General features: G+C 37.3%; 11 protein-coding genes. 4 read left to right on the top strand and 7 right to left on the bottom strand.

Features of this window, described 5'->3' with window-relative positions; translation table 11 throughout:
- Nucleotide 1: 1 nt before the first annotated feature.
- The 5 genes from AC13DP_RS02205 to AC13DP_RS02185 form a co-directional block, all read right to left on the bottom strand.
- Nucleotides 2-2,170 (bottom strand): prolyl oligopeptidase family serine peptidase, encoded by a 2,169-nt coding sequence (locus tag AC13DP_RS02205; protein WP_347407773.1) that lies wholly within the window; start codon nucleotides 2,168-2,170, stop codon nucleotides 2-4.
- A gap of 96 nt (nucleotides 2,171-2,266) precedes the next feature.
- Complete coding sequence (locus tag AC13DP_RS02200; protein ID WP_013073973.1) at nucleotides 2,267-3,256, bottom strand: aspartate-semialdehyde dehydrogenase; 990 nt, start codon at nucleotides 3,254-3,256, stop codon at nucleotides 2,267-2,269.
- 247 nt (nucleotides 3,257-3,503) lie between these two features.
- Nucleotides 3,504-3,944, bottom strand: coding sequence for a large conductance mechanosensitive channel protein MscL (gene mscL / locus AC13DP_RS02195; protein ID WP_041579369.1), 441 nt, complete (start codon nucleotides 3,942-3,944; stop codon nucleotides 3,504-3,506).
- A 55-nt stretch (nucleotides 3,945-3,999) separates the two neighbouring features.
- Nucleotides 4,000-5,106, bottom strand: a complete 1,107-nt coding sequence (gene alr, locus AC13DP_RS02190) for an alanine racemase (protein ID WP_347407774.1) — start codon at nucleotides 5,104-5,106, stop codon at nucleotides 4,000-4,002.
- Complete coding sequence (locus tag AC13DP_RS02185) at nucleotides 5,099-5,746, bottom strand: thymidine kinase (RefSeq protein ID WP_013073970.1); 648 nt, start codon at nucleotides 5,744-5,746, stop codon at nucleotides 5,099-5,101. The genes alr and AC13DP_RS02185 overlap by 8 nt, the downstream gene beginning before the upstream one ends.
- A gap of 101 nt (nucleotides 5,747-5,847) precedes the next feature.
- On the opposite strand from AC13DP_RS02185, the gene AC13DP_RS02180 reads away from it, so the two are divergent.
- From AC13DP_RS02180 to AC13DP_RS02170, 3 genes are read left to right on the top strand one after another with little or no spacing between them, the layout of a single operon-like run.
- Nucleotides 5,848-6,879 (top strand): hypothetical protein, encoded by a 1,032-nt coding sequence (locus AC13DP_RS02180; RefSeq protein ID WP_483067227.1) that lies wholly within the window; start codon nucleotides 5,848-5,850, stop codon nucleotides 6,877-6,879.
- Between the two features lie 4 nt (nucleotides 6,880-6,883).
- Nucleotides 6,884-7,555 (top strand): 16S rRNA (cytidine(1402)-2'-O)-methyltransferase, encoded by a 672-nt coding sequence (gene rsmI / locus AC13DP_RS02175; protein ID WP_228249099.1) that lies wholly within the window; start codon nucleotides 6,884-6,886, stop codon nucleotides 7,553-7,555.
- Nucleotides 7,555-8,127 carry a uracil-DNA glycosylase family protein gene (locus tag AC13DP_RS02170; protein ID WP_483067233.1) on the top strand — a complete coding sequence of 191 codons (573 nt, stop codon included), beginning with the start codon at nucleotides 7,555-7,557 and terminating at the stop codon, nucleotides 8,125-8,127. The genes rsmI and AC13DP_RS02170 overlap by 1 nt, the downstream gene beginning before the upstream one ends.
- Nucleotides 8,128-8,176: 49 nt before the next feature.
- On the opposite strand, the gene AC13DP_RS02165 is transcribed toward AC13DP_RS02170, so the two are convergent.
- Nucleotides 8,177-8,581: an ankyrin repeat domain-containing protein gene (locus AC13DP_RS02165; protein WP_272959661.1), complete on the bottom strand. Its 405-nt coding sequence runs from the start codon at nucleotides 8,579-8,581 to the stop codon at nucleotides 8,177-8,179.
- A gap of 303 nt (nucleotides 8,582-8,884) precedes the next feature.
- Entirely contained in the window at nucleotides 8,885-10,507 is a 1,623-nt protein-coding gene (ade, locus tag AC13DP_RS02160) for an adenine deaminase (RefSeq protein ID WP_483067226.1), read from the bottom strand.
- A 117-nt stretch (nucleotides 10,508-10,624) separates the two neighbouring features.
- Here ade and AC13DP_RS02155 point away from each other — a divergent pair, with 117 nt between their 5' ends.
- Entirely contained in the window at nucleotides 10,625-11,416 is a 792-nt protein-coding gene (locus tag AC13DP_RS02155; protein WP_483067225.1) for a tryptophan-rich sensory protein, read from the top strand.
- The last annotated feature ends 576 nt before the right edge of the window (nucleotides 11,417-11,992 follow it).

The following is an 11,992-nucleotide window of genomic DNA, read 5'->3' as shown; positions in this document are numbered from 1 at the left end:
TTTAATCTTTCAACTCTGTATTTTCACTTGGGAGCTGCTCAAATCCCATGTTGTATAGGGTGAAACCAAAAATATCAGCATATTCATCAATGATCATGCTTGTAGGTTTACCGGCTCCGTGGCCTGCTTTGGTTTCTATGCGAATAAGCACTGGAGCATCTCCTGCTTGTTTTTCCTGTAGTTCTGCTGCAAACTTAAAAGAATGCGCAGGCACCACACGGTCATCATGGTCTCCCGTAGTGATCAAAGTTGCGGGATATTTAGTGCCTTCTTTTACATTGTGAACCGGCGAATAATTATAAAGATAATCGAACATTTCTTTACTGTCTTCAGAAGTTCCGTAGTCATACGCCCAGCCGGCTCCGGCAGTGAACGTATGATAGCGTAACATATCCATTACCCCCACAGCGGGTAAAGCCACCTTCATAAGATCTGGACGCTGCGTCATTGTTGCACCCACCAGTAAACCACCGTTAGATCCACCTCTAATAGCCAGGTAATCCTTAGAAGTGTAATTGTTTTCAATTAAATATTCTGCTGCGGCTATAAAATCGTCAAATACATTTTGCTTTTGCATTTTGGTACCTGCATCGTGCCATTCACGCCCGTATTCTCCACCGCCTCGAAGGTTTGGTACAGCGTAAACACCACCTTGTTCCAACCAAACGGCATTTGCGGTGCTGAAAGACGGAGTTAAGCTGATGTTGAAACCGCCATATCCGTATAGTATTGTAGGATTTTTACCGTTAAGTTCAATACCTTTTTTAGCGGTGATGATCATCGGAATTTTAGTGCCGTCTTTAGATTTGTAAAATACCTGACGACTTTCGTAATTATCAGGATTGAAGTTGATATTGGGTTTATTATACACCTCGGAAGTTCCTTCTTTAATATCGTACTTATAGATGGTACCGGGGGTTACATAATTTGTAAATGAATAGTATAGGGTATCTGCATCTTTTTTAGCGCCAAAACCGCCAGCCGAACCTAATCCCGGTAATTCGATCTCACGTACAAGATTCCCTTCGTAATCGTACTGTTTTACCTGGGAAACAGCATCTACCATATATTCTGTGAAGAAATAACCGCCACCAGTTGAGGGGCTAAGTACATTTTTGGTTTCAGGGATAAAATCTTCCCAGTTTTCTGGAGATGGATTTGCAGCATCTACGGTTACTATTCGTTGATTTGGTGCATCAAGATTGGTAACGATATAAAGTTTGCTACCGTCATTTTCGATCACGTAAGTATCAGTATCTTCATTGTCGATAATAGTATTTAATTCAGGATTCTTTTTCGTAAGATCCATCATAAAAAGCTTCCCACCAGACGTTGAATTTCGAGCTGAAATAAATAAATATTTATTGTCTTCGCTTACGCTACCACCTACATAACGATGTTTTTGCTCTGGAGTACCTCCAAAAATCATTTTGTCTTCAGATTGCGGTGTACCAATTTTGTGATAAAATAAACGGTGCTGGTCTGTTTTGGCTGAAAGTTCACTACCTTCAGGTTTTTCGTAACTTGAATAAAAGAAACCTTCGTTGCCTTTCCATGAAATGCCGCTAAATTTAATGTCTTTTAAGGTATCTTCAGCAACTTCTTTGGTTTCAGTATCCAAAACAATCACTTTTCTCCAGTCGCTTCCTCCTTCAGAAATACTATAGGCCGCCATTTTTCCATTATCCGAAAAACTTAACCCACTTAAAGAAGTTGTACCATCTTCACTAAATTTATTAGGATCAAGAAAAACTTCTGGTTTATCATTTTCATTTTTACGACGGTAAATCACATATTGGTTTTGTAAACCGTCATTTTTAGAAAAATAGGTATAATCCCCTTCTTTAAAAGGGGCACCGATTTTTTCATAATTCCATATTTCAGAGAGGCGTTTTTTTAAGTCATCTTTAAACGGAATCTTATCTAAATATCCAAAGGTAACTTTGTTTTCAGCTTTAACCCATTCTTCGGTTTCTTCGCTGCGATCATCTTCTAACCAGCGGTAAGGATCGTTTACTTTGGTGCCAAAGTAATCGGTTATAGTATCTACTTTTTTGGTTTTGGGATAGTTTAAATTCAAAGCCGTATCTTTTTCTGAGTTTTTTTCTTCAGAATCTTTACAGGATGCCAGTGCAGCCAATGTGAAAACTCCAATGATTATTTTTTTCATAATGTGAGATTTTTGTGGAGATGCTAAATTTATAAATAAAAAACGAGGTTGCTGAAAACAACAACCTCGTAAATTATAGTACCGGTAAAAATTAACTTAAACCAGTTTATTTTCAATAAGATATTCTGCGATTTGAACGGCGTTAGTTGCAGCTCCTTTTCTTAAATTATCTGCAACAACCCATAGGTTAAGTGAATTTGGTTGCGAATAATCACGACGAATTCTACCAACAAAAACATCATTTTTACCTTCAGCATAAATTGGCATTGGATAAGTGTTGGTATCTGGATTATCCTGAACGGTAACACCTGGGAAATCATTTAAAATTTTACGAACCTCACTTTCTTCAAAATCATTTTCAAACTCAAGGTTTACAGATTCACTATGCCCCCCAACAACAGGAATGCGGATTGCAGTAGCCGTTACCGAAACAGAATCATCTCCTAAGATTTTTTTAGTTTCATTGGTAAGTTTCATCTCTTCTTTAGTGTATCCATTATCCTGGAAAACGTCACAATGTGGTAAAGCATTACGATGAATTGGATAAGGATAAGCCATTTCACCTTCTTTATCTTCGTATTCGTTTTCCAATTGCTGAACCGCTTTTACTCCGGTCCCGGTGATCGATTGGTAAGTAGAAACTACGGCGCGTTTAATAGTGTATTTATCGTGAAGAGGTTTTAAAGCCATTAATAACTGAATTGTAGAACAGTTAGGGTTGGCGATAATCTTATCTTCTTTTGTTAATTCAGAAGCGTTAATTTCAGGAATAACGAGTTTTTTGGTAGGATCCATTCTCCATGCTGAAGAGTTATCTACTACGGTAGTTCCATTTTCGGCAAATTTTGGTGCCCATTCTAATGATGTTCCTCCACCGGCAGAAAAAATAGCGATTTCTGGTTTAGCAGCAACAGCATCAGCAAGGCTAATAATAGTGTACTCTTTATCCTTATAGGTTACTTTCTTTCCAACAGATTTTTCTGATGCAACCGGTAATAATTCGGTTATAGGAAAATCTCTTTCGGCTAGTACTTTTAACATAACCTGCCCTACCATTCCGGTAGCGCCAACAACTGCTACTTTCATTTTTAATTAATTTTATCTGCTTTGGCAGATGGTTTTAGAATTTTGAATTGAATTATGATACAAATGTATTATACCTGTTAGGATCTATCGATCTAATAATCCTTTTTTTTGAGATAAAATGATCTTTTTAAACGTATTTATGATATTTGTTAAAAAGAAGACCCCTCTTTTTTAAGAGGGGTTTAATGAACATATTGCTAACATAAAATGTGCAGTATAGCGGTGCACGTGTTTTTAGAGCCTGCGATTATTCTGTAGCAGTGCCGTTTTGTTTTTTAAGCTCATCCCTAATTTGTGCTAAAAGCTCTTCCTGAGTAGGACCTTTTGGAGCTGCAACAGGCTTTGGATCTTCTTTTTTCTTTGTTTTTTCGTATGCTCTTAAGAACAAAAATATAAATAATGCAACGATTAGAAAATTGATAATCGCCTGTATTAGATTACCATAGGTGATCACTGCGGCTTTAGCTTCCTGTGCTTCTGCAAGGCTGGCATAAGCCTGGCCATCTAAAGCGATAAATTTTCGGGTAAAATCGGTCCCGCCCGTAAGTACACCAATAATTGGGGTAATCACATCTTTTACAACAGAGTCTACAATGGTTTTAAAAGCAGCCCCCATCACTACAGCTGTAGCAAGGGCAACGATGTCTCCTTTCATTATAAACTTCTTGAAGTCTGAATAAAAGCTCATAGAATAGATTTGAAGGTTAATTTAAGTATAATAATACAGAAAAATCGACTAAATACTAATCAATTATAAGTCTTTTAACTCTTTGTGAGATAGAAGTAATGAGCTCATAAGAGATGGTTCCTGCATTATTAGCTAATTTTTCGGCACTCCTTTCTTTACCAAAAATGATGACCTGGTCTCCTTCTTTACATTCAATACCTGTTACATCAACCATAATCATGTCCATACATACATTTCCAATTATTGGAGCTTCTTTATCATTGATCAGTACCGCGGTTTTTTGTTTTCCGTAGATCCTGCTTATTCCATCTGCATGGCCAATTGGGAGAGTTGCCGTAGTGGTATCTCTTTTGGCTATAAAAGCGCGGTTATAACCAACACTTTCTTCGGCTTTGATATTATGAATCTGGGATATTATTGTTTTTAAAGTTCCTACGGGTTTTAACTTCTTATCTTCTTGAGCAGAATTTCCGTAGCCGTATAAACCAATGCCTGTACGTACCATATCGAAAGTAGCTTCAGGATAATTTAAAATCCCTGAAGTATTGCATAAATGGCGCATGATTTTATGATCAAAAGCTTTTAAGATTTTTTCTGAAGCTTTTTTAAAAGTCTCAATCTGGCCCTGAGTGAATTCTTTTTCGGCAAGATCTTCGCTAGCTGCTAAATGGGAATATATTCCTACCAGCCTCACCGCCAGGGTGTTTTTAAAAAGGGTGATGACCTGATCAATTTCTTCTAAACCAAAACCCAATCGATTTAATCCTGTATTGATGTTAATGTGTACGGGATACTCCTTAAGTTTTAATGCTTCGGCAGTTTTAATAAATTCGGTTAAAATGTGCTTACTGTATAAACTTGGCGTAAGGCAGTTATCGATAAGGAGCGTTAAGTTATGCGGTTGTGGATGTAAAACCAGAACCGGCTTTTCTATTCCGCCAGCTCTAAGTGTTTCACCTTCTTTAGTATAAGCAACTGCAAAATGATCGATCCCTGCTTTTTCAAGCTTAGCAGCAATGGTAACCGAATCGCTTCCGTAGGCAAATGCTTTTACAACGGCCATCATTTTTACCGTTGGTTCAACTTTAGAACGTAAATACTGGTAATTGTGTTCTAAAGATTTAAGGTCTATTTCTAGAACCGTTTCCTGGGCTTTAGGCATTTTTTTCTTTTAAGTTAGGCTTTATCACTTCGGCATCTTTCACATTCATTCTTCTAACTTTTTCCTGGTTCATCGCTTTGTAATAAGCTGCTCTGCTTAAAGGCTCGTATTCTTCAGTTTCGCCAAGAAAAACCAAATCGTCGTTTATGGCTTTTCGGTAGCTATATTGGGCAAGGTTTCCGGTACGGGTACAAACCGCATGTACTTTGGTTACATATTCTGCCGTAGCCATAAGATTGGGCATGGGACCAAAAGGATTTCCTTTAAAATCCATATCCAGGCCCGCAACCACAACTCGGATTCCCCTATTAGCAAGATCGTTACAAACGCTTACAATTTCATCATCAAAAAACTGAGCTTCGTCTATTCCAACTACATCACAACCATCGGCCAATAGCCTAATATTGGATGCAGAAGGTACAGGGGTAGACCTAATTTCGTTAGCATCATGAGAAACCACCATTTCCTCGTCGTATCGGGTATCGACAGCCGGTTTAAAGATTTCAACGTTTTGTTTAGCAAATTGGGCTCGTTTAAGTCGGCGGATAAGTTCCTCGGTCTTTCCAGAGAACATACTACCGCAAATAACCTCTATCCAGCCAAATTGCTCTTCGTGATTTACTGTATTTTCGAGAAACATTTTGTAATTTTCAGATCGAAATGGAAATAACCTCTTTTTTATAAAGGTGGAACAAATTTATTAAAAATCCAACCCTGTACGTAGGGCTAATTATTAAAGTTATGAAGAAGACTATAGAGGCTGAATTGAAAAAGCTGGCTCAAAAGATTTTAGAAGGAGATGCAGAGAAGCAAATCGATCAGCTTAAGCAAGAAGCTAAAATTCTTTATGAAAAACTTACTATATTACAATTTACATATGCTCATCTGGAAGATAAAAATACAGAAGAGCAACCGGCTTTAGAAACAGTGAGTTATGCTGAGGATACTTACGCTCCGTCTAAACCCCAGCCTTCCAGAACACAATCGCAAACAAGTTATAAAGAAGGCAATTATTACGTGCCAGATGGAACCGAGTTTAATGACAGTGATGCGATAACTGAGCCTAATACAGAAAAAATTAAAGATATTGTGGCACAAATGCCACCAGAGACAGAAGGTTTAGATCGTTTAATGGATGCACTTAATGAAGACTGGTCACATTTGAAAACAGAGCAGGAAAAGGCAAAAGCACCGGAAAGCACCTTTCAACAACCAGAACCTCCCCAGCAGGATGAACCTGAACTTTTAAAGGATCCAGAAATTCCTGAAGAACATTTTGCGGAACCACCAATATTTGAGCCTAAACAGCCAGAGCCGGAACCTGAAAAAAAACAGCTGGAGCAAAAAACGGAAATAACTCCACAACAAGAACAAACAAAAGAGGAATCAAAACCTATTGAGCATCCGGAAGCTCCTAAACCAGCTTCAAATTCTAACGATGATTTTAGGAAAATCGGGGTAGACTACGATAACCTTCCAGATTTTGAACCCTTAAATAATCGCCAAAGTGAACAAAGGCCCAGATCGGTTAATGACCGATTAAAAAGTGGAATAAGTATAGGACTAAACGATCGCCTGGCTTATATAAAACATTTATTTGCAGGGAATGCGGCCGATTATAATCGTGTGCTTTCCCAATTAAATACCTTTAGCGATTTTGATGAAGCCTATAAATTCATTCAGTTAGTGGTGAAACCAGATTATAATAACTGGGAAGGAAAAGAGCAGTACGAAGATCGATTTGTAGAAATAATCGCTAATAAATTTCAATAATTTTATGGGAAAACTTTTTTTGGTTCCCACTCCAATAGGCAATCTTGAAGATATTACTTTTAGAGCTATCAAAGTTTTAAAAGAGGTGGATTTAATTCTTGCCGAAGATACTCGTAATAGCGGTAAATTATTAAAGCATTTTGATATTGCTACACCAATGCTTAGCCATCATATGCACAATGAGCATAAAACGGTAGATCAACTGGTAGGTAGGTTACAGGCTGGTGAAACTTTTGCTTTGATAAGTGATGCGGGCACTCCGGCAATCTCGGATCCCGGATTTTTATTAACGCGGGCTTGTGTAGAAGTTGGGATTCAGGTGGATTGTTTACCGGGAGCTACAGCTTTTGTGCCTGCATTGGTAAATAGTGGACTGCCTAATGATAAATTTGTTTTTGAAGGTTTTCTACCGGTAAAAAAAGGGCGGCAAACGCGATTAAAATTACTTGCCGAAGAAAATCGAACGATGATTTTTTACGAATCGCCCCATAAATTATTAAAAACATTAAGCCATTTTATAGAATATTTTGGTGCTGATAGACAGGTTTCAGTATCACGTGAAATCACCAAACTTCATGAAGAAACCATAAGAGGTACTGCAGAAGAAGTTTTAAGACATTACACGCAAAAACCACCAAAAGGGGAAATTGTAATTATTGTAGCCGGAAATAAATGATGCAGGATTTGCTAAAGGAAATACGCGCTTGCGATGTTTGCCGGGAGCATTTGCCATTGGGGCCACGACCGATTATAGAAGCAGTAAAAAATTCGAAGATTATTTTGATTAGTCAGGCGCCTGGCCGCGTGGTACATCAATCGGGGGTTGCCTGGAAAGACCAAAGCGGTAAAAAGTTACGAGAATGGCTTGATGTAGGTGAAGAAACTTTCTACAATCCTGCTAATTTTGCCATTCTTCCTATGGGTTTTTGCTATCCCGGCAAGGGCAAAACCGGAGATTTACCGCCACGAAAAGAATGTGCTCCACTTTGGCATCATCAGGTTTTTGAACACTTAGAAAGTGTACAGCTTAAAATATTAATTGGCTCGTATGCTTCTAACTATTATTTGCCAAAATCCAGGTATAAAAATTTAACCGAAAAAGTGTCGAATTTTGATGAATTTTTACCTGAGTTTTTGCCATTGCCGCATCCTTCACCGGTAAACCGGTTTTGGCAGATTAAAAATCCCTGGTTTGAAAAAGAAATGATTCCCAAAATACAACATCTTATTGCTGGAATATTACAATAAAAAAAGTGCTATGATACATAGCACTTTGACTTCTTTTAACTAAAAAGACTTATTTTCTACCTGCTTTTTTTAAGACTTCGATGGTTTCTTTTGCATTCGAGTTCACAGCAAATTCTTCAGCAGTTTGCTTTTCCTGATCAGACTTTACAGAAAGATCAGCTCCTTTCTCAATCAAGAGCGATAAAATGTCGGCTTTATTGTAGCGAGCGGCATACATTGCCGGTGTTTTTCCTAAAGATTTTTGGTTGATGTCTTCTCCCATTTGAATTAACTGGGTTACCATATCATAATTGCCTGCAATTATGGCTTTGCAAAGGGAGTTTAAATTAAGCGCAGCTAGTTTTTCAACAGGATATTCAGATGAATTTGATAAAGAAGGATGAGCTTCAGATGCAGTTGTAATTCCAGAAGTAAGAACAAGTGCTAAGGCGAATGTAAAAATTGATTTTTTCATGATGAATGATTTAATGATTGATAAATGATGGTTTTACCTAAAAGACGCCTCAAAATCTAAAATGTTACAGATCTAAAATAAAAATCTATTTTTTTAAGAATATTTTAATATTTGAAGCAGTGATTTGAGAATCGATAATTCCAGATGAATTTCGAGAGCGCTCGAAACGGAACGACCTTAACACCAATTTATTACGATTTGCCGATACCCCAAACTAGAAGTAGAAAAGAAACGAGATTAAATAATTTGAATGTTACATTTTCAATACTTAGAAATAAGAGCTAATAGCTGAAGGCTAAGCGTTTAAAAAATAACCTTTACAAACTCAAATTTTTTACCACTAAATAAACCTTTATCCGATAATTTAAGATCTGGTATTACTAATAAGGCCATAAAGGACAAAGTCATAAACGGAGCTTTTAATGTACTTCCTAAATCTTTGGCCATTTTGTCTATTTCCTGGTATAATTTTCCCGTTTCCCATGCATCCTTGTTGCTCATAATCCCAGCAACTGGTAATGGCAGTGATTTTTCGTTATCATCGTTAACAGCACAAATCCCTCCTTTGTTTTTAATGATGAGGTTTACGGCATTACAAATTTCTTTATCAGTAGTTCCAACTGCGATTATATTATGAGAATCATGCCCAACCGAGCTTGCGATGGCTCCTTTTTTAAGTCCGAAATTTTTAATAAATGCTACAGAAGGAGACTTTTCTTGATAGCGGTTTACCACTGAAATTTTTAAAATATCATGCTTGATATTCGAGGAAAGTGATCCCTCTTCTAAAATGGCGCTGCCTTCAATTTCATTAGAAATTAACTCACCATCTAATGCTTCGATCACTCTTACCAAATCGGTTTGGGCTTTTAATTGGAAGTCTTTAGGTGATTTTTCAGTAATATTAAAATTATTGGGTGTTTTAAAAGCTACAGATGGGATATGAGATTGGCCGTTTTCGGCAACAATTTCTCCGTCGATATAAGTTTTTAATACTTTAAAATTAGTGAGATCATTCACTACGATAAAGTCGGCTGCGTCACCTTCTCTCAGCAAACCAACATTTAGGTTATAATGTTTTACGGGATTAATACAGGCTACTTGTAAAACCTTAAAAATATCAATTCCTTTAGCCACCGCCCGCCTACAAAGCTGATTAATATGTCCTAAAACCAAATCGTCTGGATGCTTATCGTCAGAGCAAAACATCATACTATGGTAATAGTGGGGTAAGAGATCGATAAGAGCTTCAAAGTTTTTTGCGGCGCTACCTTCCCTGATAATCACGTTCATTCCTAATTCTAATTTTTCTTTTGCCTCCTCGTAGGTAAAACATTCGTGATCGGTACTAATTCCTGCTTTTACATATTTCTCGGCATCTTTTCCGCGAAGTCCGGGGGCATGCCCATCAACAGGTTTTTTAAAATGCTGCGCCCATTTTATTTTTTCCAACACCTCGGGATCGTCATGTAAAACTCCGGGATAATTCATCATTTCTGCCAGATAAAAAATATCAGGAGACTGCATTAACACTTTAATCGCTTGTGCATCGATTACCGCTCCGGCCGTTTCAAAAGTAGTCGCCGGGACACAACTTGGTGCTCCAAAATGGAATTTTAGAGGCCCTTTTTTAGCATTTTCGATCATAAAGTTAACCCCATCAATACCAAGCACATTAGCGATTTCGTGCGGATCTGAAACCGTCGCTACCGTACCATGAATACTGGCCATACGAGCAAATTCAGAAGGGACAAGCATCGAGCTTTCAATATGAATATGTGCATCGATAAATCCAGGCATAATAAATTGCTTTTCATTATGTTCACATTCTCTAATTGCGACGATCTTTTTATTTTTAAGGTGAACTTCTGCAGGAAAAATCCTTTGATTCTCGATATCAACCAACTGTCCTTTAATGATCTTCATTTTGTGAATTTATTAAATGCTGAAAGTAATAAATTAAATTGGGAACGTATATTTTAGTAGCTTTATAAAAGGATATACACGCTTAAAACCTTAGAGCTAAAACGATAATAAAAAATTATGAAACCAAAACTGCTCGCTGTTCTCAATTTTATTTCTGTAATGATCACGCTTTTTGTGAGTTATTATACCCAGGCTGTGAAGCTCAACGGAAATACAATGGGAAGCCTAAGTCACGAATATTTCAACCTTTTTACGCCGGCCGATTATGCTTTTGCGATTTGGGGAATTATTTACTTAGGATTACTTGCATTTTCAGGATACCAGCTTTATCAGGCTTTCGGCCCAAAAACCGATTTGCAGTTTCTTCAGCAAACAAAGTTTTGGTTTATTGTAGCCAATCTTGCCAATGCTGTATGGGTGATTGTTTGGTTGTATGAATACACAGGCTTATCCATCTTTTTGATGTTGTTGATTCTGTTTTCGCTCATCAAAATTATCCTAAATACCAATATGGAACGTTGGGATGCGCCTTTAAAGATCATCGCTTTTAGCTGGTGGCCTATTTGTTTGTATTCAGGATGGATTGCTGTGGCGACTATTGCGAATATAGCCGCGTATTTAGCTAAAATTGGATGGAAGGGGGGTATTTTCTCTGAAGTAGAATGGACGATTATAATGATTGTTGTCGCTGCTATTTTGAATATTGTAATGATTTATACCCGATGCATGCGGGAGTTCGCAGCCGTTGGGATATGGGCGTTGTTTGCCATTTATATGCGACATTCTGAAGACCAAACTTTAATCGCTTACGTTGCCTTGGGTAGCGCTATTTTAATCGGTCTCAACGCTGCTTATCATGGTTTTATTAACCGAAAGCAAAACCCAATGTACCGAATGATTAGCAAGTAGTTAGTAATTAGAATTTAGACCGCTTTGCTGTTAGAAAATAGAATTACGATTAAAAATGATGAGTTTTAAATTAGAAAACGCGTTCATCTCGACCGCAGCGGAGAGATCTTTTTAACCTGGAAGTTATGATTTGATTTGTAGTTAGAGATTAGCTAATTTGAAAACGAATGAATGTAGTGGTTGGAATGTCAGGCCGAGTGATTTTGTGTAGTGAAACGAAGCAAAATTGTATCGAGACCTCAATCTGATACACTTCGCTGTTAGAGTATAGAAAATAGAATCGAGATTAAAAAATGATGAGTTTTAAATTAGGAAAACGAGGTCATCTCGATCGAAGCGGAGAAGAGATCTTTTTAACCTGGAAGTTATGATTTGATTTGTAGTTGGAGATTAGCTAATTTGAAAACGAATGAATGTAGTGGTTGTAATGTCAGGTCGATTTCTATGACAATTCCAAGCGGTTTTTATAATTTGTTTGGTTTTTAATTAGTGCCATAGCAATGTGTAACAATTTGTTCCTGACCGCATTTAGAACACTCATTTTATTTTTGCCCTCTTCGACTTTTCTTAGGTAAT

This window comes from Zunongwangia sp. L-65, from assembly GCF_056859415.1.
Note: the sequence above shows the minus strand (reverse complement) of the source record. Positions and strands in the feature narration are given on the sequence as shown.

Coding starts and splice junctions, on each gene's coding strand:
- AC13DP_RS02185 (WP_013073970.1), bottom strand. CDS start 5,746: ATGTTTCTCGAAAATACAGTAAATCACGAAGAGCAATTTGGCTGGATA.
- AC13DP_RS02180 (WP_483067227.1), top strand. CDS start 5,848: ATGAAGAAGACTATAGAGGCTGAATTGAAAAAGCTGGCTCAAAAGATT.
- ade (WP_483067226.1), bottom strand. CDS start 10,507: ATGAAGATCATTAAAGGACAGTTGGTTGATATCGAGAATCAAAGGATT.
- AC13DP_RS02205 (WP_347407773.1), bottom strand. CDS start 2,170: ATGAAAAAAATAATCATTGGAGTTTTCACATTGGCTGCACTGGCATCC.
- alr (WP_347407774.1), bottom strand. CDS start 5,106: ATGCCTAAAGCCCAGGAAACGGTTCTAGAAATAGACCTTAAATCTTTA.
- AC13DP_RS02165 (WP_272959661.1), bottom strand. CDS start 8,581: ATGAAAAAATCAATTTTTACATTCGCCTTAGCACTTGTTCTTACTTCT.
- AC13DP_RS02155 (WP_483067225.1), top strand. CDS start 10,625: ATGAAACCAAAACTGCTCGCTGTTCTCAATTTTATTTCTGTAATGATC.
- mscL (WP_041579369.1), bottom strand. CDS start 3,944: ATGAGCTTTTATTCAGACTTCAAGAAGTTTATAATGAAAGGAGACATC.
- AC13DP_RS02170 (WP_483067233.1), top strand. CDS start 7,555: ATGCAGGATTTGCTAAAGGAAATACGCGCTTGCGATGTTTGCCGGGAG.
- rsmI (WP_228249099.1), top strand. CDS start 6,884: ATGGGAAAACTTTTTTTGGTTCCCACTCCAATAGGCAATCTTGAAGAT.
- AC13DP_RS02200 (WP_013073973.1), bottom strand. CDS start 3,256: ATGAAAGTAGCAGTTGTTGGCGCTACCGGAATGGTAGGGCAGGTTATG.